This is a genomic window from Alcanivorax sp. MD8A (assembly GCF_002888555.1).
GTDB lineage: Bacteria > Pseudomonadota > Gammaproteobacteria > Pseudomonadales > Alcanivoracaceae > Alcanivorax.
In genome coordinates, this window is the sequence record NZ_AQOQ01000007.1 from 71,054 (window position 1) to 93,427 (window position 22,374).

Consider the following 22,374-nt stretch of genomic DNA (forward strand, 5'->3'; position numbering starts at 1 on the left):
CCCTCTGGTCGGTAAGTGGGTCAAACATAGCATAGGCCCGCCACAAAAATGTGTTGGCTCCTAATGAGATAAGACGGACAGCAGGCAGAATCGAAAACCGAATGATATGCACCAAAATGGAACCAAAGTGCAAATATTGACCATTAGAGCCACGCAAAAAGTCTGCAAAGCGAATGCTTGCGCGAACAAGTGTCCACATAATGTGCCTGTCGATGAGGTCCCATCCATCGATGGCGGAGTTCTGCTCCGTGATAGCTCTCCCGAGCCAAACTATTATCGGCGCCCTTTGGGCGCCGTTTTTTTTGGTTCGTCACAGACTTGAGGGAAGATTGCGTGGTCTGGTCGGACGTCAGACGTCTGACTAACCTTAATCCTCGATGAACCTTTTTCCGGGTCGGGATCGCTTGCAGGCAGGTGTTGCAAGGCAACGTAGCCCCCCCGCCGCATCCGCAAAAGAACTGACGTCAAAACACCCGTCGTTCAGTGCAGCATGAAAGTGATGTATTCCAGCTCGCCCATCTTGCGATTCACCAGCCACAGCCCCAGCAGCACGCACACCGCCAGCGCCAGCAGAAAGCCAAAGCCGAAGAACTGCGGCCCCAGATAAAGGCTGATACCGGTAAAGAGAATGTTCAGGACCATGAACAAGCCGGTGAGAAGCACCAGCATGCGCCGTTGATCCAGGTAACAGAACACATTGATGATCGCCAGGAACACGACCTGCAGAGCCGTGGCGATCAACTGAACTTTCAACAACGGCAGGTAAAGGTCGGAAATTCCCAGCGCGGCGAAGATCTGTGCGCCCGTGACCATCAATAACAATGCGGAAATCGCCTGGATCTTGAGAATCTGGAAAATACCCTGGCGAATGACGAACACCATCTGGTTGCGCTGCTCCTCGATATAGGCCAGCGAACCGCCCTCGCGTACCGCATCGTAGAAGTTGCTGTAGTGCTCCACAAAATCGGTTTCCATGCGCACCAGAAACACCGCCATACCGGGAATCAGCGACAGGTAGGAAAGAAACACCGGAATATCGTAAATCAATGAGGCCCGTAACGGCCCGATCACGTCACTGCCCGTACCGGAATAGAACCAGAACATGGCCTTGTCCGCCCAGACGCCCGCATTGTAGAAAAAGCCCACCAGCATCAGCGACGGATAGAGGTACTTGCCGGAAAACATGTCGAAAGACACAATCGTCAGCGCCGGGTACCCACGAATGATCAACACCAGCATGCCGCCAAGCAGGGTGACCTGCCCCAGCAAAAACCCCAGCAGCAACCCTTCCAGATCCATAAACCGTAACAACAGGGCTGCCAGAACGGTGACCGTGTAACCCAGGGCATACAGCCACAGGATTGCCTTGTACTGTTTCATGCCAGACAGAAATACCGTGGCAATCCAGATGTTGCTCAGCACCACAAAACTGGCGACCAACAGCACCCGGAAAAGAATACTCTGCGCCGGGAACAAAAACAGGGCGATCAGCAACGACAGACAACCGGCGATCAGGGTGACCAGCACCGTCACCCCGCCAAAATTCGGCAGGATGAGATCTTCGCGCTGCTCAAAGGAACGGTCGGCACAAAAACGGGTGAACGCCAACTGCACAATCCCTGTCAGCACCAGACTGCCTGCGATCAGATAAGTCACCGTCACCTGAAACTGGGTGACCGCCAGATCTGGCACCACCATGCCAAGGCTGAAAATACCGATAATCAGGATGCCGATAATCGACAACACCCACGGGCCAGAGCTGATCACACCGGCATAGGCATAGGCCCGGATCAGCCCAAGCAGGGTGTCCTTGCGCAGCAGTTTGCGAAGTTCAAACCCGATACCGGCCATTAATGCTCCCCTGCCTGTGCTGCGCTGCTGTCAGCATCGCCCATCAGGCTTTGGTACAGCTCGCGGTACGCGCCGAACATCATCTCCTGAGTGTAAAGGGCTTCCACCCGGCGAATTCCTGCCTGCTGGGCCCGATACCATTCGTCGTCATCAGAGAGCAGGCGCGCGACGGCCTTGCCCAGGGCTTCCGGGTCCGCAATACCGACCACATCGCCGGCCTTGCCGAAGGCCTCGTCTTCCGGCCCCAATCCTTCGATCAACTGACGGCAGGAGCCCACATCGGTGGACACCGTGGGGACCCCGGCCGCAAACCCCTCCAGAATCACCAGCGGCAACGCTTCACTGATGGAGCTCAGCACCATGACGCCCACTTTCGGCAACAACTCATCAATCTTCTGGAAGCCCAGAAACTTGACGTTTTTTTCCAGCCCAAGGCTGGCCACCAACCCGTGACATTCTTTGGCGTAATCCTTGTCTTCATCTTCCGGGCCAGCAATCCAGCCTTCCGCATCAGGAATCTCATTGACCAGGGTTCGCATGGCCCGCAGGAACGTTTTCACGTCCTTGATCGGCACCACCCGGCCCAGCAGGCAAGCCGTTTTCGGCACACCCGGGCCTCTGGCCGCTCGCACTTTCTGCATGCGTGGCAGGTCGATACCGTTGGGGATATTCATGGTGCGCGCTTCCGGTGCGCCGTCACTGACCTGGCGCTCGCGGTTACGCTCGTAAAGCGCGACGATTCTGTCCGACGCCAGGTAGCATTCTCGCCCCAGCTCGGTGAAAAAATTCACCCACTTCTCGCGAAAATAGGCCATTTCCGCGTTGTTCTTTTCCACCAGCCCACGGTTGTCACTGATCCATTCGCTTTGAAACAGATCAATCTTGCGCTCTTTGGTGTAAATGCCGTGCTCGGACAACAGCAACGGCTTGCCGGTGCGACGCTTTAGCATGGCACCGAGAAACCCGGCATAGCCTGTGGAGATGGTGTGATACATCTTCGCCGGAATCAGATTATCGGCAATGTCATTGAGCACCCAAATGGGGGCGTGCATGATGCGCACGGTCCAGAAATAGTCCACAAAGGACGGGTCACGGCTGTAATCACGGTACGCCTGGGAAATATAGTCCCAGCTTGCCCGGCTATGCAGAAACGACTCTTCGGAGTAGATTTCTCCGTCGCCAAGATGATTGACAATTTTTTCAAATAATTTTGCCTTTTTCTGGTTGTCTGCCCCGCTTTTGATGAGCTCGTGAAAGGTACAGACATCCTTGTAGGCTTTGGCATTTCCATTGGAGGGCTTTTTTTCCACACCTCGTTTGAAATTGTGCAGGTAGTGCACTTCCAGATGCACCACGTTGTCCGGCAACTCGTACTTCATCTCACCGTAGTCTTCCGGACGACTGCCAACAAAACAGCAGGCAAAGGTGTACTCCGGGAACCCTCGAATGATCTGGTTCACCCAGCTCGACACCCCACCACTCACATAGGGGAAGGTGCCTTCCAGCAACAGACAGATATCCGCCTTGTCAGCGGTGGGCAATCCCATTTCGTCTCCAGAATTCCACAGATTTATTGAGGTTGGTGAACTGGCTGTCATCCGTGATTTCGGCCATCAGCCGACGCACCATGATCAGCTGGCGCCGATTCAGGGCGATCTCCGCCAGCCATGGGTTGACCTGATTGGCCGACAGCCCCAGGCGCCGGGAAAACACCAGCGATTGCTGGGCATCACCGTACTCCTGACGAGCCAGCTGTATCCGACCGCGCAGCAGCCATAACCCGGCATCCTGGGGCGCTTCCATTAATGCCATGTCGGCATAAAAAGCGGCCTTTTCCAGGGTCAGGCTGCGAATATCCCCACGCACCAGATCCTGATAATTAAGTTCCCAGTACAATTCTGACAGTCGCCGGGCCAGCCGGTATCGGCGGGACTCTTTTGCCCGTTCCAGCATTTGCATGGCGCGCTCGATATCCCGGGTAATCACCTTTTCTTTCTGATCAAGAATCCCGTAAGAGAGCAACCGAACATCCTCGAAACGATCGCCGAGGGATTCTCGCAATACCCTGCCCGTGACCTTCGCCGGCATATCCTTGAGCACCAGCATGCCCTGAACGCGCAATGCATCCGGGGCCTCATTGCTGGACAACAATTGCTTCAGGTCAATCTGTCGAAACCCACTGCCAGCCGAGGCCTGCACAGGGGTGAAGTAAGGTTGCTCGACAATGCCAAAACCGTGCTGCCGAAAATTCGTCGGCAGCCAGATCCCCAGTGCCACCCCTCCCAACAAGGTCAACAGACCGATCGCTGGAATAAAAAATGCGAAGCCAAAGATCAATAGCCAGGACAGCAGCTTGGGAGTCCTGAAGCGCGCCGGCAGCACGCCCCACGCCACCACCGTCATCAAGGCCGATGCCAGTCCATGGGAAACCAGATACAGCAGGAAAATGCCCAGCGAGGCTTCCTTGCTGAGCAAAAGCAGCAGAGAGCCCAGCTCTGCGCTGACGGCATAGATCAGCAGCTTCAGGCTAGACACCTGCGGCTCCCAGCAACTCGGCCACCTGTTCTTCCGGGTCTCGTCCGTCCAGATGGCGGTAAAAGAACTGCACGCCCGCCTGACGCAGGCTCATAAAGGCAAACTCATCCTGTAGCCAGCTGTCTGTGCGCAGGACAAAACCTTCCAGCCCCGATTCCCCGGTCATGGGCATCATGATCATCAGCACGTTGTCGTTCAGCCACCAGGCCAGATCCAGACTGCGCAGACCACGCGCCAGCGCATCCAGGATCAACCCGGCCTGCTCACTGTCATCGGCCACAAACAGGGTCAAGGCGGTTTCGACCCGCACGTCGGTTCGCAGACGGGTCAGCGCGACCAGCTCACTGGCCATGCGGAAGGGCAATCCGGGCCAGCGCGACAGCATACTCTGGGTTTCCGGGCCGCTGTGCACCACGTCAGCATAGAAGTTCATCAATACCGATAGCAGTTGCAGGTTTTCATAGTTGATGGACAGGAATGGCAGACGTTCGACCACCAACACACCGATGGTCTGCCCGGCGCTGGTGATAATGGGCGAGGCGACCAGGTAAATGCCATGGTAGTGATCATCATGCTCTGCCTGCTGAACGTGGGCGAGCAACTGATTGTCCAGAGCATGTTCGAGTAGCGCATTGGTTCGCTCAAGCGGTTTGTTCTCGCCCAGTGCGGCGGCGGGCTTGTCCTGCACGACGCCATGGATAACCGGGTAAATGGCTGCCCGTTGCAGCTGGCAATATTCCGCCAACAAGCCCACCAGATCATCAGCGGCGGGCAGGGTAATGTCCCGGCTTTCATCGAGAATCAGGTCGCGTAGCCGGGTGAGAGCATCCCGTACGGTGTAGGGTTTGATCAGCAAGTTTTCTTCAAGGCGATCGTGGGAGAGGCGCAGTAACACATAGCGCTGGGTGAGATTCTGCAAACGCTCGAGCGCATAGCTTGCGGCGCTGTCGGCACGCAACAACCGGACTCGCCAGAGATCGGCAAATTCACCGGCAATCAGGGTGATGATAAAGCCACCAAGCATGGTGCTTTCAGGAAAGTCATGACCAATATAGAAACCGAGAAAATGCAGAATGAACCAGCAGCCGATCAGGCACAGCATCGCCAGCACACCGACCAGACTCCCGTAGCGAAGCGCCAATAACAAGGGCACCAGTAACACCCACCGAAAGGTGTCAATCAGCGTCAGGGGATCCTCTGTCCGTAACCACAGGCCAAGCCCGACTGCTGCCGCCGTCAGCAACAGCGTCTCGAAGACCGCCCAGGCGCCGCCTTTCATGGGGGCCAATAGGGCAGACAGCTTTCCGTTGCCGATCCGCTCCAGCATCAGTCGATTACCGGTTTCAGTAATTTATCAATGACCTTTTGCCCTGTTTCACTCAGGGAATCCCTTGCCCAGCCAGCACGAGAGCCCGTGCCGCTGTACACGATCTCACCGGATGGCAGTTCGCGAATTTCCAGCATGACACCCACTGCAGGTTCACCATCCACACCGGTCTTGTAGCGCCATTCGTGAACCACACCACTGACGACATAAGTCGCATCCTGGGTGCTGACCCACTGGGTCATTTTCTGTCGGCTTGCAGGCGACGAGGCTTCAAACAGCACACCGTCATTTTCCGTGTCCGGGTAGGCCTCCACTCTCTCTACACCATGACGGTAAAGAACGGACTCCACAATGGCTGCCGCTCGCAAGCCCGCCTGGGGGGTCGCGGTGCGGTTCACCAGCGGCAGCACCAACCAGGTGCCCTGCCCGGACACACTCACATCCTGGCTACTACGCACGTGAGTGCAGCCCGCCAGCGCGACGATCAGCAACACGCTTATCAGTAATCTCATGGCAACTCTCCTAGTAATAGATCCTGTATTCAAAAGCCGCTCGGTAGCTATCTTCACCGCTACCCCCGGTATTCAATTGCTGTTCCAGATACAATTTCCAGCCATCACGACCGATGAACGGCCCCTCTACCCCCGCCCGGCCCGTAAAGCCGTCACCGGACAAGCTGTTGTGGCTATAGCCCAGTTCAGCCCAACCCTGCAGCCGGTGCGGCCGCAGATGCACATCGGGCATCCCGAGCAGCAGAGACAGCTCTGTCTCGTGATAACCCTCCGGGATAGCAACCGCCGATTGCCCTGGCGGCAACAGAGCTTGCACTTCGTCCATACTTTCCCGCTTTTCACTGAAATCGGCACGGGTATGACGAACTTTCAGCCCTGGGGAAAAACGCGACAGCCAGGGGCGCCAGGTACTCTGCATATTCAGGATAGTACCGCTGCCAAGGGTTTCGCCATCCAGGTCGTGATAGGTGTAATCCGACAAATCGGCACTGTTCTGCCAGGTCGCCGACGGAGCCCAGGCCAGGCCGTAACGCAAACCGGTACGCGAGCCCCCCAGCAACAATAATGACGATTCATCCGCCGGCATTTGCCACTGATAGCCCAGAGTGCCGGACCAGTCTGTGTGCCAGGAGGCCCCCAATTCCAGCTCGGCCATGGTCTCGCTGTGATCCAGCAAGTCACGCTGCCCGACAAACAGCGACTGACGATATCGTTGCCGCTGATGGTTCCAGTAGAGCCCCGCACGGTGTTCCTGGTCATCCACCACCAGCAATTCTTCGTCGTTACTGGTGAAGTGCCGACGATCGAACTGAAACACCAACTCACTATGATCACTGACGGGTTGATACTGGGTGAACTGCCAGTCGAGCACGTCCAGGGCACCGAGCCTGCGGCGCTCCAGCCCCAGCCCGGTTGAACGCGCGGTAGGCAATAACAGGCTCTCCTGAAGCATCACCTCCCCCGCCAACTCCGGGGCACCTTCCTGCATGCGCATCAGGGTCGCTGCTGCACGCCGCTCCTCATCCAGTCTCATCTGAGTATCAAGTTGCTCACTGAGTGTCAGGCGGTTCCAGTATTGCTCCCGCACCTGTGCAACCTGGTCCTGATCATCCTGGAGCCCGGCATACGCAAGGGCAGAGCCCGCCTCTAACTGTCCATCCGCCTGCCATTTATGAAAATACCAGCTTTGCGCCAACTCCCGGCTATCCTGATAAAGCGACCATTGTGCAAGCCATTCAGCACGGGTTGAGTCAGACACATCCGGTGGCGAACCCGCCATGGCTTGCGCCCTCGCCAATGCGGCATCACCGCTTTCGAAGGTCTGGCTCAAGGTGAGCAACATGAACTGGTATTCTGTTTTTCGGTCGTCATCCACTGACTGCGGTAGATTGCGCCACAAGGAACGAAGCACAGGCCAGGCTTCGCCATGGCGCCCTGCGGTCATCAATGTTTGCGCGTAATTCCATTGTGTCAGCCAATCATGAGGCCGCTGTTTCAACATGGCACGCTGATAACGCAGGGCAGTCTCTGGATCGCCTAGCTCAAGGTAGGCCGCGGAAAATGCCGGCCAATAGCGACTGTCAGAGACTGCTTCGCTCTGCCAACGCTGGACACTGCGGCGCAGAACGGCTTCATCGGCAATGGCGATATTCAGCCAAAGCCAGTTGATTCTTGAGTCTCTGTCCCCTGGCGCCAGGTGCAGTGCGCGGCGCAAGGTATTCTTGGCTGCCTGATGCCTCTGGTTTCGCAACTCCAGCCCCGCAAGGAACCGCAAGAAAGCCGGATCTTGCTCAAGCGTTTTCCGCTGCTCGGGACTCAGCCGCCCAAGAAAAACTTCAATACCCCGATAGTCGCCCCGATCTTGCAAGGCGTAGAGCACCGCCACGGCCATGTTTGGGTCGTCCAGCTTTTCCCAGGCACGATCCATCAATGCTGTCATCTGGTCACGATCGAAATAACGCAGAAGATTGATGAACATGTAGAGATCAGGGATGGTGTCATCATCGTTCTCAACCAACGCGTTATAGCTGGCGATCGAAAGATCCCACTTGCCCTGCTCTGCAGACATCACGGCAAGATAGCGAGAGACCTCCGGATGGTAGTCCATTCGTTGTGCATCGGCTTGAAGACCGGACAGTGCACTCTCCCTTTCGCCCTGTAACCACAACAGCCTTGCCGTATCCAGCGCCATGGAAGGCTCCGGGCCAAATCGATCCATGTACTCACGGGCAAAACGGGCTGCCTGGAGGTCGTCTCCCATGTTGAGCGCCAATAGCTGCATTTCCCTGAGTGCAGCGCGACTGGGATAACGGCGATTCCACTCCTGCAGAAATCGAACACCTTCAGCGGGCTTACCGAGCAATTCATATTGACGGGCGATATCTTCAATCAGATCCGCATCGTAGGGGTGCTCACGCAACGATTTCTTGCGCGCCTCCATAATCAGCTCGTTGTTGTAGGTCGCCGGCGCCAGTTCCAGAACCGCATCCCAGGCCTGTGGCGAATCAGAGAGATGCGCCACCCGTTGCCAGGCGCGCAGTGAGGTGCTCATATCACCCTGCCAACGTGCCACCTGTGCCAACCGTTCAAGCCAGCGCACATCATCAGGGTGCCAATAAAGCGCATGGTTGATGACCTGTCTTGCGCGCACCAGATTGCCCGCACCGACGAACACCTGATAACTGCGGTCGTAATAATTTTCCACGTAGGGCTCAGGAGACTGGGCATGCACGACACCCACCAGTAATAGCCCTGCCGCAATCCCCCGTCTCATCGGCTCGCCTCTGCGCCGGGAAGATTCAGAAGAATTACCGCATAGCGTTGCGCACGGGTCATGTCACCACCGGACTGGGCAAGCAGCATCAGCCGATAGACCACCTCTTTATCATCAAGAAAACTGCGTTCGCGGCGCTCTGCGAGGGCCAGTGCCTGGCCGTGCAGCCCCCCTGCCACAAGCACGTCCATTGCGGACAGAAAATACGTCTTGCGCACATCATAATCGCCACGGGCATCCATAGCGCGAATATAGGATGTCGCCGCCGCCAGATAGTTGCCATGGGCCAATTGAACACGGGCGGCACGTTCATGCCATTGCGCTGGAGTATCCGATTGCACCGCAATACGGGCATAGGCGTTGGCCGCGGCCTCGGCCTGGTTGAGGGCCAATGCCATTTCCGCGAATTCCTCACGCTGCTCACGGGTCAAGGCTCCCCAATCCACAGCATTCAGACGCTCGACGGTTTCATACTCCAGCATGGTGCCGATACGGTCTCTGGGCGGTAACGCCATCAACCGGTAGAAATCTTTTAACAACCGCAACCAGGCCACATCGCCATCATGGAAATGACCATGCCCGGCAATCAGCGCAAGCTGATCTTCTGCCTCTCGAAAACGCCCAAGCAAAATCAATTCCCGGGCCATCAACAGGCGCAACTCATCATCGTTCGGCTTCGCCTTGAGCCAAGCCTGCATATAACTGAATGTCACCGCATCCAGTCGCGCATTACGCAACGTGGTAGACAAATCGCGCGGAAAAATCATCCAGCACACCACGGCAATCAAGAGCAGGAACGCCAGTAGTTCATGCAACCCCATCACCCGGAGGCGTTCACTGCGAACATTGTAGCCGTAGCTCAACGAGCCCATGCTTCGCACTCCGGTAGTAGTGGATGTTTCCTTCCCGGCGCACCGGACTAAGGATCTTGCCTGCGTGCCGCAGCGCGCAGCCTTTGGCATTGCCAATGGCAAATTCCAGAGCGGCATAACCGTGTAGTGAGAAGGTCAGTCCTGTCTCGGTTTGGGTAAAGTCCGTGAGTCTGGCATTCGCTTGCTGGAGGTAAGGCCGGGAGTTATTGCCTGATTCCCAGCTGGCATAACCGTCCTGTAAATGCAGGTAACGCCCGGGTTTGTCGACCCGGTAGCCGGCAACCCCTTCACTGCCATTCATATCCGGCAGTCCGATCCCCTCCGGTAAGCGCAGGGTCCGTAATTCACCGCCCCCCCTGACTAGCCAGCGGTCTCCTTCCCGTGCGATGGCCATCTGGTTGAAGTCCAGCACCTTGCGCACGTATTGCGATGCGAACAGGGGAAACAACGGCTGGTCTTGCGCCCACTGGTACACCTTTTTCAGCGACTCCAGAGACGCATTCTTGCTGGCAATATAGGTGTGGTAATAGATATCCACCGGCTTGAACCGGTAGGGTGATTCCGTCATTTCGAAGGTTTCGATCACTCGCTCAAAACCATAGAAAGGCCCGGTCCATCCATTGGTATAAATATTTTCGTTCTGGTTTGGCGCATAAACCTGGTATTCGTCGCCTTTGGGCAAGCCAATGCCCTTGATCAGAGTCCAGGTCGGGGCACTGCGAGTGATGGTGGTGTCACTGCCGTTCATGTTCAGCAGTCCATGTTCACGGGCTGCTGCCAGGGCTTCAGGGGTCGGAACCGTATCGCCGCTCCACAGTACCATGCGGGTTTTCTTCCCCGGCGGTAGCAGGTTTTTCTCGATGTAGTCAGCCGAGCCGGCCACCTCTCTCACCGGATCCATTTTGTAACCTGGCATGGGAAGACGAAGCTGCCCTTCCGGGCCATACAGTTCTCCCGGATTGTTTTGGGCGTCATACCAGAAGAACGGATGTGAGTAAGTGTGTGTCGCCGCTTCAACATGATCCAGCCGGAACATTTCCCGGGCGATCTGCTGCAGATCTGCGGCCTGGTTCGGGTACAGACCATCACTGGCGACCTCGCCTTCGATCACCGAGAGTGTGGTCGGCAGAGTGAACTTCTTCAGCACCTCTTCCAGCAACACACGAGCATCGGCCCGGCCCTGGTAATCACGCACTTCTGCCAGACTGGGAAAACCATCGCCGTCCATATGGGCAAAACCCAAGCGGCGACCGTTCTCGGTGGTCACATCCGGAATCGGCATGGCGGGCAATCGCAGGGCATCATGCAGGAAGGTCAGAGGATTGAGCATCCACCGGTCCAGCCCCTCCGCCTTGACCGTAGGCAGCGCAGAACGGATCAGATAGGGCTGCATGGCATAGCCGCCCCAGTCCGTAATCGCCACAGGCATGTACCGCTGGGATCCAGAGACCATCTCGAGCCAGGGCATTGTGGCCTGCTCGTTGTAAAGCGGCTCGCCCACCGGCAGGAAACGCGGTAATGGTGCTTCAAACCCCATATCGGCGTGCTGACTGACAATCGAAGGCAACACCTGTGGGGTTGTCCTCCCCTGAAAACCGAAAACCTGCCCGTTAGGCCCCAACGGATCTACCGCAGGATAGCCAAGCATAACAATAGGCACGCCGGACTCACGTTGGCGAACCAGCCAGCGTTCGAAATCGGCGCTGGTCACACCGTCCTTCTCCAGCCACACCACAATGCCGGCATAACGACCGCGCAATTCGCCCGCGGGCATGGGGTCGTCAACATTCCGGATATCAGGGATCAGCCCCTGGAACTGCAACGGCATCAATCCGTAGCGGATAGCATCAGCATGCTCCCAAAGGCGCTCTTCGCTTCCGCCGTGGATCAACAACACATCCCGCGGCAATACTTCTCTGATGCCTACCCCGAACCCGTCGATCGCCGGGTTGGTCACCCAGGGGATCAGGCCATGATTCGCGATCTGCCTGGCCAGCTTGCGGGCCTGATCGCGTTCGGCCGGCGGAGCGTAATCGATGGCAATGCCGTCCACATCAAATTGCTTTCGGACCTGCAAAAATTGCTGAAGCAGCCACTCACGATCCGTATCCGGCACGACCTGATAGCTATCCTTGTCAGGCAGCCAGCGCTGGTAAAGCGACTCTGCGGCGATAGCATCCACTGTTGCCGTGATCATCGGCATCAGCTCAAATCCACGATTGAGAATAAATCGGGCATCCGGGTAACGCTCAGAGACCGCATTAATCAGTGCTGCCAGCCCCTCTCTCTGGCGCTGACGCGCCGCCTCCTCTGTCACTCCGAGCTGATAACTGTCCAGAGTGTCGAGAAAAAAGCCGCGATAGCCTGCCTCCCACAACGGGGCAAACACTTTTTCCACAAAAATATCGCGCAACTCGGGTTGCGACTGGTCGAGAACCCAGGAGCCCCAGTTGCGGTTTTTGCCTAACCGCCACTCAGGCTTGATCAGGGAAAAATAAGAGCGCTGTGGCAGCACCTCGCCAAGGCTTACGTAGGCGTAGAAGCGTTGGTCAGACACCGACGAAGGCACACCGTCGGCCTGATCGGGCTCGACGACAGGATAGTCATAGAGGGCAAGCCGGGACCATGGGATGTCCGGACCATAGTAAAAAGCAGCGGCTGTACCTGCGTAGGCCGGCAAAATCCCGACCAGCCACAGAGCAACGGCGAGGAGAACGCGTGAAAGCAAAAGGCACCCTGTCCATGTGAGTGTTGTTCACTATATCCAGTTATACATCAACAGGCAGTGAACAAAGAGGCCCTTGGCTTGAAAACCACGATAAAACAGCGATTTAGGGACATTATTTTACAATGACTTTTACAAGTGACGGCTATCTTTACCAAACTGGTTACGCAGGAACGCCATCTGGTCACCACGAATTCGGTGACTGTTGATCAAGGCCAGATACTCCGCCATGTTCGGCACATAAGGGAGAGCCAGCAACTCCATGTCGATTTCTTCCAGCTGGCGATTTCCCTTGCGCTGATTGCAGCGTCGGCACGCCGACACCACGTTGGACCAGCGGTCTTTGCCCCCTCTGGAGGTCGGCACAATGTGGTCCCGAGTGAGCGCATTTTCAGCAAAGGGTTTCCCACAATACAGGCACAGATGCTGATCACGACGAAATAGGGCCCGGTTCGTCAATGGTGGCGCGGTACGACGACATGAGAAGGGGGTGCCATCACAGGCAATGATCGAGTGCAGCGACAACGACGAACGCTGGCCGGTATCCCGGCATACTCCCCCGCGCAATCGATAGATCACCTCCCCCAGCGTCCAGGTCACCAGGCCACGGGCATACAGGGTGGCGGCCATCTGCCAATCCAGCCACTCCACCGGGGTGCCAGCCTTGTCCAGACGCAGGATACGTTCACTCATGGGCAACCTCACTGTCGCGTGTGCGGATAGATGCCTGGGCCTGTTCACACTAATTCCGTGGCCCCTGCTGGAGTCATTTTTTTGTCCAGTAGCTTCAACCGGTGCGCAGTGTAGTTGCTCTACATAAGTAACGGTTGGAGCTGCTGGACGGAAAAAGGGCCCAGCCCTTCGGGTTGCGGCCCCCAATGCGCCACTCGTTGTTGCTCGTCGTTCATTTGGAGACACCAAACATCTCTCCTCGCGCCTAGATTGGCGCATTGTGGGCCGCAACAGGGGCCACGGAATTAGTGTGAACAGGCCCTAAGTCAGGAGCGATGACGATTCGGCGACAGCAGGGCAAAGGAGACAGGGCGGCCAGCAGACAGGGTCTGGAAGGAAGGAGTTGTGTTGGCGGTCGGTTCAACACCATGGTGCGCCTTTGCCGGAGGTCTGTGATTAACCTGCCACGACAGGCTAATCACAGACAGCTCAAATAATATACAGAGGCAGCAATCGACCGCAACTGTCAGCGACGAACCTGGAACACCGGCAGTCGATAACAGGCTTCTGCCCGGCTGGCGGTATTATCGGTGTCGGTCATGATCGCCACGGCATCGACCCTTTCCACCTCGATACCGTGATAACGGAGAAAATCCGCCCGGACATCCCGGGCAAAATGTTGCCACTCGCCCGCACCTGTCCTGCCCTGCACTACCACCATATGAGCCTGATCGGCGAACGGATTGGGCCAGTGCTCACCCACCCGGGCCTCCCGTGACCAGACATAATTGATGGCCCGCGTTTGCCAGGGTAGCCAGCCTTTGTGGATCACATAGACCCTGGCCAGAAAATCATCCCCGTCCTTGCTGCGCTCAGAGATGGAAGGCCAGGCAGGCAGGGTTGAGGCACGCCACGACCACACCAGCCAGGGCGTTTGTGACACATTCACCCGCGACTCAAGGACCAGCCCGGATGCCGCGTTATCAGACGTCCCCCGCCAACACCCCTCGACCTGACGATAGTGGGTCTGCCCGGAAAACCGGACTTCTCGCCATCCTTCAGGCAACGCTCCCGCCGCGTCTGCCACCGCCAAAGCCGGCCCTAGAGGCCACACAGCCAAAGACATTAGCAGCAGCGCAGGTATACATTGGACCACCGAGTCAGTCACAGACCTCGTTTTCATGGCTTAATTTCCTAGAATACACAGCATGTATAGAGCAGAGGCGCGCCCGGTCTGTCGCCATTTCCTTTGCTTTTCGTGCTTGAGCTACCTTTTTGAAGGCAAACTTCATGGAATTTGATTACATCATTGTCGGAGCTGGCTCCGCTGGCTGCGTGCTTGCCAACCGTCTCTCCGAAAACCCGGATAACCGCGTCTGCCTGCTGGAAGCTGGCCCGGCAGACAACAGCCTTTTCATTCGTATTCCGGCCGGCATCATCCTGATGATGCGCTCCAACGCCCGTAACTGGCGTTACTACACTGTGCCACAGAAAGCACTCAACAACCGACAGATCTATATCCCCCGCGGGAAGACCCTCGGCGGTTCCTCAGCGGTGAATGCCATGTGCTACACCCGCGGCCACAAGTGGGACTACGACCACTGGGCAGAGCTGGGCAATCGCGGCTGGAGCTACGATGACGTGCTGCCCGTGTTCAAGCGCTCCGAGCACTATGAAGATGGCGAAAATGCCTTCCACGGCACTGGCGGCAAGCTCAACATCGCCAACCTGCGCTATAACCATCCTGTCAGTAACGCCTTTGTCCGGGCCGGGGTAGAAGCTGGCCACCCGGAAACCGACGACTTCAACAACGATGTGCAGGAAGGGGTCGGGCTCTACAAGGTAAACCAGAAAGATGGCGAGCGTTGCGGGGTCTCCCGAGCCTATCTGCACCCGGCCATGGATCGTCCTAACCTGACCGTGCTGACAAACTGCCTGGCCAACCGCATCCTCTTCGAGGGCAAACGGGCTGTCGGCGTGGAAGTGGAGCACAATGGCCAGATCCGTACCCTGAAGGCGGCCAGTGAGGTCATTCTCTCCGGCGGTGCGATCAATTCCCCCCAGGTACTGAAGCTATCCGGGGTTGGCCCGGCAGCAGAACTGGCCGAGCACAACATCCCGCTAGTGCATGACCTTCCCGGCGTGGGAGAAAACCTGCAGGACCACCCGGATGTGCTGGTGGTCAACAAGAGCAAGAAAAAGGATACCCTGAGCCTGGCACCGGGGGCGTTGCTCTCGACCGGCCTTAAGGGCGTGTTCGATTTCTTTTACCGCCGCACCGGACAACTAACCTCCAACGTGGCCGAGGCCGGTGGTTTCATCAAGTCTCGCCCGGAAGAGTCTATCCCTGACCTGCAGCTTCACCTGACCGCGGCTCGTCTGGACAACCACGGCCTCAACTTCGTGTTCAGCATGGGCTACGGTTACTCGGGCCACGTCTGCATTCTCCGGCCGAAAAGCCGAGGCAACATTACCCTGCGCGATGCCAACCCACGCTCGCCGGCACTGATCGACCCACGCTTCCTTGAGCACCCGGAGGACATGGAAGGCATGCTGCGCGGCCTGAAAGCCATGCGCACCATCATGCAACAACCGGCACTGGAAGACTGGCGCGGTGAGGAAATCTACCCGGGTAAACAGGTTCAGAGTGATGACGAGCTGCGTGATTATTTGCGCCGCAAATGCGACAACATCTACCACCCGGTAGGTACCTGCAAGATGGGCCAGGATGATATGGCTGTCGTCGATGACCGCTTGCGGGTTCACGGGCTGGAAGGGTTGCGAGTCATTGATGCGTCGATCATGCCAACGCTGGTAGGGGGCAATACCAACGCCCCCACAGTGATGATTGCTGAAAAAGGCGCCGACTTTATTCTCGGCCTGGAAGACTAACCTCTTGGCACCGTTTTGCCACAGAACCCGAAGAGGTCATGTGGCAAAACGGCGTGAGAGTACAATCACTAGTGGGAACCTGTCTGCAGGCGATTACCGCCAACAGGCCGCTACACCCGATCCGCCAGGGGCGAGCCTACCCAAGCCAGGATGTCGGCTTCATAACGTTTCACCAGCGCTCGCCCTTCCTCGATCGCTTCCTTCGCCCGGTGGAAGTCCATCAGGGCAAAATCTTCCAGCATGGGCACCAGCGTGACTTCCGGCGGGTCACCCGCCATACGCGACCGGGTGATGCGGTCCTGCATGATATTGATACTGGACGCCACCACATCGAAGAAGCCGGGGTCCTCACCATCGCTGGATGAGAAATAATCCATCATCTTGTTCCAGATGCTGCGCTCTTCGTCGCTGCCACCGGCCTGATCCACCTGGGCGCGGGAGTCACGGGCCATGTGAGCACCCACCAACTGCGCATTCAGATTCACAGCGATCACCACATCCGCACCCATGGCACGGGCGGCAGAGACCGGCACCGGGTTCACCAGACCCCCATCCAGCATCCAGCGTCCCTGACGTTTTACCGGTGAAAACAACCCCGGCAGCGCGCAGGAAGCACGGGCAGCATCCAGCATCTTGCCTTCGGTAATCCAAACCTCGCGGCCGCTTTGCATATCTGTGGCGACAGTGACCAGTTTCTTGTCCAGAGTCTCGATATCCGGGTTGGCATGATGCTCGCGGAAAAAACCAAACAGCTTCTCGCCTTTCACCATGCCACCGGAAAAACTGATATCGAGCAGCCCGAACACATCCTTAACGGTCAGCGTCTCCACCCAGTCGGCAAACGCATCCAGCGAGCCGGTGACATAAGCCCCACCGACCAGCGCACCAATGGACGTACCCGCCACGACCTGAGGCTGAACACCGATATCTTCCAGCGCCTGTATGATGCCGATATGCGCCCAGCCACGGGCAGAGCCACTGCCCAGCGCCAACCCGACAACCGGTTTACTGCCCTGCTCTTGCGCAAGCTGCGTGGTCATTGGCCATCCTTGTTCTTGCGCACCACACAGGGTGCAGTTTCACCGTTCATTCGCCGTTCGATGCGCCGGAACACTTCGCGCTTTTCGTCATCCGACAGCAACCCCCAGATGGAAATTTCCCCACCGGTACGGAAGCAGCCCACACAGATATCGTCTTCATCCAGCGCGCAGATGGATACGCAGGGCGAAACCAGTTGCCGATCAGTCATGGGAGAAGCGTTCATCCACTTCAAGATGATCACGGAATTCCTTGGCATGAGCCACATAGTGCATGCTGCTCATGGTCAACATGGCCTTGTGACCATCGGTGATTTCCTTCACGACTTTTGCCGGTGAGCCCATTACCAATGAATTATCCGGAATCTTCATGCCTTCCGGGACCAGGGAATTCGCGCCGATGATGCAGTTTTTGCCAATCACGGCCTTGTTGAGCACCACCGCATTGATGCCAATCAGGCTGTTATCGCCGATCGTGCAACCGTGCAACATGACCTTGTGCCCAACCGTCACATCACGACCGATTTTCATGGGAACACCCGGATCGACGTGCAGCACCGAGCCATCCTGAATATTGGTATTCTCCCCGATTTCGATCACATCGTTATCGGCTCGCAATACCGCGTTGAACCAGATGCTGGTATTGGCTTCCATAATCACCGAGCCAATGACCGTAGCGTTATCGGCAATCCAGTGGCCCTCGCCACGCATTTCCAGCTGACGGCTGCCAATCTTGTAAATCATGTGTTGTCCTCTTCAGGCAATCCAGTGACATCAAACTGGATCCCTGCATCGTAAACATGGTTGATCAATTCCAGAATCATGAAGGCCGTGAGCCCCCAGATGCGTTTGTCTTCATAGTAATAGCTGGGAATCCGGAAACGACGACCAAAAAAGTCAATCGGACTGGACAATTCCGGGGTTTCTTCCAGAAAAAAGCGCAGAGGCACCTGAAAGATCTGCTCGATTTCACCCGGTTCTGCCTGCAAGGGGGCATCGGGGTGGACAATCCCCACAAAGGGCGTGACTTTCATGCCATAGCGGGAGGCGACTGGCGACAACTGCCCCAGCACATCCACATAACTGGACTCCAGCCCCACCTCCTCATGGCTTTCCCGTAACGCCGTCATTAACAGGTTACGGTCGCCCGGGTCCCGCTTTCCTCCCGGGAACGCCACCTCACCGGCATGGGTCGGCATGCTGCTGGAACGCACAGTAAGAATGACACGAGGGTCAGGCGCATCCACCAGCGGCATCAGAACCGCCGCTTCCGGGAGCGCCAAAGGCAATTCGGTGCGTTGGTAATCAGGCAGACGCTGCCTGAGCAAATCGAGCACGCGGCTCTCCCTCTGTTGGATGATTCAAACGGTAGTTTGAACAGCAATCCCGCCTGCGGCAAGTCAGTCTCGCCCCCTTGAGCCCCTTCCCTCTCCACTGGTCAAAATTCGTGCATGACACCTTATGGACAATCTCCTACACCGAGGGGCTAATCGCGAACAAGATCACATTTCCCTTGTTATTCAGCACTTCTCACGTTTTGCCCCCTTTGCAGGCATCCCGAATGCGACCCGGCAGCACAGCTGTATACCACTGAGGTGTTAAATCATGCACAGAAATTCAGCACCCATGGCGAATTTCGCCCCATCCTGAAACACGCAAGACTCACTGGGCGAGGAACAAAAATGCTCGGGAAGGCATTCAGGGAAAAGCATCATGGCGCTCAGGGAAGGCAACATGGGAACAGGGCAATCACGACGCCTGACACTGGCAGGTATTCTGCTGCTGGCCGGCATGCAAAGCCATGCGGGCGACCTGTCCTTTTTCCACGAAATCCCCCACGGCAACGAAGCCGACATTTCCCAGACCGGCGCCGATTTGATGGCATATGTCGAGCAGACCGGCAACAACCAGGCCAGCGTTGATCAACAAGGCCACGCCCACGATACCCGCATTGTCCAGCAGGGTTACGCCAACCAGGCGGACGTTATCCAGTACGGATCAGACCAGCAGGCCGACATCACCCAACTCGGCTGGGAAAACCTGGCCGTCGTCGCCCAATACGGCATCGGCAACAGCGTCACCATTGATCAAAACGGCATGTACAACACCGCCACCATTGAGCAGATCGGTGAATACAACCGCGCTTATGTACAGCAATACGGAATAGGAAACCGTGCCGATATCAAGCAGACCGGCACGGCCAACGGAATTTCGGTTATCCAGTATGGATCCGGAATGAATGTCTCGGTTCAGCAATGAGACGAACTTTGCAGCACTGATTTTTTGCCTAGATAAATGATGAGGAGAACACCCATGAACGTAATGAAGCCCCTGGCAGTGGCCGTACTGGCCGCCATCACCAGCACTGGCTGGGCCGCAGGCAGCACCGCCACCACCAACCAGACCGGTAACGGCAACACTGCCACTACCAGCCAGACCAGCGTTAACGACTCTGTTGCAACCGTTGATCAGAATGGTGACAACAACACCGCTGATGTCAGCCAGGCCAACAGCGCCAACATGATGACTGCTGACGTCGACACTACCGGTAACGACAACATTGCCACCATCAGCCAGGACGATAGCTGGTTCGCCACTGCCACCATCGAACAGGATGGCGACGCCAACAATGCTGATATCAGTCAGGTCGCCATTTCTGACTACACCTCTGCCAGCATCCAGCAGATCGGCGGCACCACCACATCACAGGCCAGCATCGACCAGAATGCTGCCTATGACAGCGGTGCTACCATTGTTCAGAGCGCTTCCACCGACGCGGAAGCCAGCATCACCCAAACCAATGGTTTCAACCTGCAGGCAACCGTCACCCAGAACAACCTGATTGGCTCCGTTGCGACCGTAACCCAGACCAACGACAACAATACCGCTACCGTCCTGCAGGACGACAGCTGGTTCGCAACTGCCACCGTTGACCAAAGCGGCTCAGACAATACCGCTGACATCAGCCAGGTCGCCATTTCTGACGGTGCCACCGCCACGATCCTGCAATCCGGCGACAACAACATTGGTACCGTCAGCCAGGACTTTTCCTGGTTGTCTGACGCCCTCATCGACCAGAGTGGCACCAATGGTATGGCCAGCGTAATCCAGGACGAATCCACTGAAAGCTCCGCCACCGTGATGCAGTCCGGCGACAGCAACATTGCTGAAGTGGATCAAGGTCTGGGCGATCGTAACGTAGCCACCATTACCCAATCTGACGCCTTCAACTACGGTCGTGTAGAGCAATCCGGCTCTGACAACGTAGGTTCCGTGACTCAGTCCGGCACCAACAACGTCGGCGACATCGACCAGTGGGGCGGCAATGGTGAAGCTACCATTCTGCAGTCCAACATTGGTAACGATGCTTACATCAACCAAACAGCACCTGCTGAGTATGGCATTGCTTCCATCGAGCAGTCTGGCGAAGGTAACGTCGCTGACATCCTGCAAACGGGCCTGGGCACCGGCGTTGATCCGAACACTGCAACTATCCTGCAGTCTTCTGACTTCAATGCTGCGAGCATCAGCCAGCACGGTGGTGCCGGCAATAACGCCTCTATTACTCAGATGTAATAACGGCGCTTCCAGAAAAGAGGCCACCTCTGGTGGCCTTTTTTTTATTGAAGAAAAGAACGCCTAATAAATGGCCCTCAGCCCCGTAATAACTACCTGGATTGATTCGAAAACACGTTGGTTTCTCATTGGCACAAAGGTATCGACGGCAACACCCTCACCCTACCGCATGGCGCAGGACCAAATTCAGTAACCATGGCTAATATCATCTCAATTCCCCCTTGGTCAGACTGATCTTCACGCCTTTTGCTATGGGCCGTTGCGGGTCTCCCCTGAGGACTCCATCATGAAAAAATGGATGCCTTGTTTTTTGCCTGGACCGACACTGGGCGGAATCCTGTGCACACTACTGCTTTCATCGGGTTCAATGGCTGAAACCCATACTGCGGCTATTGGGCAGTACGGCAGTCAAAATCTGGCCAATGCGGTGCAAACAGAGAGCCGGTCCAGCCACATCCAGATCATGACCCAGGGTGAGCACAGCCAAGCTGCTGCAACACAAAGCGCAAGCGACCACGTCAGCGCTCGAATTGAACAAACCAACGCTAACGCCACGGTAACCACCATTGAGCAACGTAAAACATCGCTCTCTTCGGTTTTCGTCACGCAATTCAATAGCACAGTGGCATCCGGCAGTGTCATCCAGCAGGACAGCACACAGGATGACGCTCAGGTGTTCCAGTCACACAGTGTCATGAGCCAGGCGCATATCAGCCAGACCACCACCGATCGTTCGGCGGCGATGATTTCGCAAATGCATACCACTGACTCACTCAGCGTAATCGAACAATCCAATGCGGCCTCAAGCACCGCCCACATTGAGCAGGCAGCGACACCGCTTTCACACGCGCAGATTCACCAGCAAGACACCGTCAATGCCAAAGCCACCATTCGTCAGCGCGACAGTCATCTGATGGGCGCACAACACAGCCAGATAACCCAACATAATGGTGAGGGAGCGACCGGCTGGGCAGATCAGGCCGGGGACAACAACACGTCCCTGATCCACCAACAAAATGATCTGAACCAGGCTCGAGTCCAGCAACATAGTTCACCCGCGACGGCATCAGGCAATGACGCCTTGATCTTTCAGTCTTCCGGCGCCAATGGGGCGCGCATCATACAGTTTGGGAATGGAAACCATGCCAACATCCATCAGTTCTAGTCGGCTTATCGCGATGTCTCGTTGGGCCATCGCACTTATTGGAGGAAGCTTTTTTATGCCTGCCTACAGCAATCACGACGCGCCGGATCACTGCATGATAAAAGTCGTGCACGAACCCACCCCTCCTCTGCATCGGTTTCAGCTTTCTTTGCGCTGTCCGGTAGACGGGAAGCCGCTTTACTACGAGATTGAACTGGAGAAAAAAGGAGGGAGCGGCACCAGCAGGACGCGCCAGGCCGGACATACCATCATCGACGCAGAGGATCTCGTCGTCGGCGACATGAAAGTCAACCTCACTGCCTCCGATACCGTGCTGGTAAATGCGACGCTGCGAGACAGCGAGCAAAACATCGTTGCTGAAACCAGCCAGAGTTTTGCCGCGCAATAACCCGGCAGCGCCAACCAGAAAAATCGCATTGATGCAGGCGTCAGCGAGC

Annotated in this window: 19 protein-coding genes; 5 read left to right on the plus strand and 14 right to left on the minus strand. The window is 56.7% G+C overall.

The features are described 5' to 3' along the window. Positions 1–480: 480 nt before the first annotated feature. The 10 genes from pelG to A15D_RS05480 form a co-directional block, all read right to left on the minus strand. Complete coding sequence (pelG, locus tag A15D_RS05435) at positions 481–1,851, minus strand: exopolysaccharide Pel transporter PelG (RefSeq protein ID WP_102791098.1); 1,371 nt, start codon at positions 1,849–1,851, stop codon at positions 481–483. Then, complete coding sequence (pelF, locus tag A15D_RS05440) at positions 1,851–3,398, minus strand: GT4 family glycosyltransferase PelF (protein WP_102791099.1); 1,548 nt, start codon at positions 3,396–3,398, stop codon at positions 1,851–1,853. The genes pelG and pelF overlap by 1 nt, the downstream gene beginning before the upstream one ends. Next, positions 3,379–4,386 carry a hypothetical protein gene (locus A15D_RS05445; RefSeq protein WP_102791100.1) on the minus strand — a complete coding sequence of 336 codons (1,008 nt, stop codon included), beginning with the start codon at positions 4,384–4,386 and terminating at the stop codon, positions 3,379–3,381. Before A15D_RS05445 ends, pelF begins: the two co-directional genes overlap by 20 nt. Beyond that, on the minus strand, positions 4,379–5,713 hold the full coding sequence (locus A15D_RS05450) for a PelD GGDEF domain-containing protein (protein ID WP_102791101.1): 1,335 nt from the start codon (positions 5,711–5,713) through the stop codon (positions 4,379–4,381). Before A15D_RS05450 ends, A15D_RS05445 begins: the two co-directional genes overlap by 8 nt. Then, a complete protein-coding gene (locus tag A15D_RS05455; RefSeq protein ID WP_102791102.1) occupies positions 5,713–6,225 on the minus strand; it encodes a hypothetical protein in 513 nt (170 codons plus the stop codon). Before A15D_RS05455 ends, A15D_RS05450 begins: the two co-directional genes overlap by 1 nt. Before the next feature lie 10 nt (positions 6,226–6,235). Further along, complete coding sequence (locus A15D_RS05460; protein ID WP_102791103.1) at positions 6,236–8,998, minus strand: tetratricopeptide repeat protein; 2,763 nt, start codon at positions 8,996–8,998, stop codon at positions 6,236–6,238. Continuing rightward, positions 8,995–9,870 (minus strand): hypothetical protein, encoded by an 876-nt coding sequence (locus A15D_RS05465; protein WP_102791104.1) that lies wholly within the window; start codon positions 9,868–9,870, stop codon positions 8,995–8,997. Before A15D_RS05465 ends, A15D_RS05460 begins: the two co-directional genes overlap by 4 nt. Then, positions 9,833–12,598 (minus strand): bifunctional glycoside hydrolase 114/ polysaccharide deacetylase family protein, encoded by a 2,766-nt coding sequence (locus tag A15D_RS05470; RefSeq protein WP_233192096.1) that lies wholly within the window; start codon positions 12,596–12,598, stop codon positions 9,833–9,835. Before A15D_RS05470 ends, A15D_RS05465 begins: the two co-directional genes overlap by 38 nt. 129 nt (positions 12,599–12,727) lie before the next feature. Continuing rightward, on the minus strand, positions 12,728–13,288 hold the full coding sequence (locus tag A15D_RS05475) for an HNH endonuclease (protein ID WP_102791105.1): 561 nt from the start codon (positions 13,286–13,288) through the stop codon (positions 12,728–12,730). 505 nt (positions 13,289–13,793) lie between these two features. Beyond that, positions 13,794–14,450: a DUF3047 domain-containing protein gene (locus tag A15D_RS05480; protein WP_102791106.1), complete on the minus strand. Its 657-nt coding sequence runs from the start codon at positions 14,448–14,450 to the stop codon at positions 13,794–13,796. A gap of 107 nt (positions 14,451–14,557) precedes the next feature. On the opposite strand from A15D_RS05480, the gene A15D_RS05485 reads away from it, so the two are divergent. Next, positions 14,558–16,159 (plus strand): GMC family oxidoreductase, encoded by a 1,602-nt coding sequence (locus A15D_RS05485; protein ID WP_102791107.1) that lies wholly within the window; start codon positions 14,558–14,560, stop codon positions 16,157–16,159. A 110-nt stretch (positions 16,160–16,269) separates the two neighbouring features. Here the strand turns inward: A15D_RS05485 and rssA are convergent, their stop codons facing one another. Genes rssA through A15D_RS05505 form a run of 4 tightly spaced genes read right to left on the minus strand, consistent with a single transcriptional unit; the run spans position 16,270 to position 18,533 of the window. Beyond that, positions 16,270–17,199, minus strand: a complete 930-nt coding sequence (gene rssA / locus A15D_RS05490; protein WP_102791108.1) for a patatin-like phospholipase RssA — start codon at positions 17,197–17,199, stop codon at positions 16,270–16,272. Further along, positions 17,196–17,408 carry a DUF1289 domain-containing protein gene (locus A15D_RS05495; protein ID WP_102791109.1) on the minus strand — a complete coding sequence of 71 codons (213 nt, stop codon included), beginning with the start codon at positions 17,406–17,408 and terminating at the stop codon, positions 17,196–17,198. Before A15D_RS05495 ends, rssA begins: the two co-directional genes overlap by 4 nt. Continuing rightward, entirely contained in the window at positions 17,401–17,940 is a 540-nt protein-coding gene (locus A15D_RS05500) for a gamma carbonic anhydrase family protein (protein WP_102791110.1), read from the minus strand. The genes A15D_RS05495 and A15D_RS05500 overlap by 8 nt, the downstream gene beginning before the upstream one ends. Continuing rightward, on the minus strand, positions 17,937–18,533 hold the full coding sequence (locus A15D_RS05505; RefSeq protein WP_102791111.1) for a CoA pyrophosphatase: 597 nt from the start codon (positions 18,531–18,533) through the stop codon (positions 17,937–17,939). Before A15D_RS05505 ends, A15D_RS05500 begins: the two co-directional genes overlap by 4 nt. A gap of 376 nt (positions 18,534–18,909) precedes the next feature. On the opposite strand from A15D_RS05505, the gene A15D_RS05510 reads away from it, so the two are divergent. The 4 genes from A15D_RS05510 to A15D_RS05525 all read left to right on the plus strand — a co-directional run bounded on the left by A15D_RS05510 (position 18,910) and on the right by A15D_RS05525 (position 22,325). Further along, complete coding sequence (locus tag A15D_RS05510; RefSeq protein WP_102791112.1) at positions 18,910–19,455, plus strand: hypothetical protein; 546 nt, start codon at positions 18,910–18,912, stop codon at positions 19,453–19,455. A 54-nt stretch (positions 19,456–19,509) separates the two neighbouring features. After that, positions 19,510–20,772 carry a hypothetical protein gene (locus tag A15D_RS05515; RefSeq protein ID WP_158245783.1) on the plus strand — a complete coding sequence of 421 codons (1,263 nt, stop codon included), beginning with the start codon at positions 19,510–19,512 and terminating at the stop codon, positions 20,770–20,772. A gap of 286 nt (positions 20,773–21,058) precedes the next feature. Then, positions 21,059–21,937, plus strand: coding sequence for a hypothetical protein (locus A15D_RS05520; RefSeq protein WP_146026854.1), 879 nt, complete (start codon positions 21,059–21,061; stop codon positions 21,935–21,937). Between the two features lie 55 nt (positions 21,938–21,992). Then, positions 21,993–22,325, plus strand: a complete 333-nt coding sequence (locus A15D_RS05525; protein ID WP_102791115.1) for a hypothetical protein — start codon at positions 21,993–21,995, stop codon at positions 22,323–22,325. Positions 22,326–22,374 lie beyond the last annotated feature (49 nt).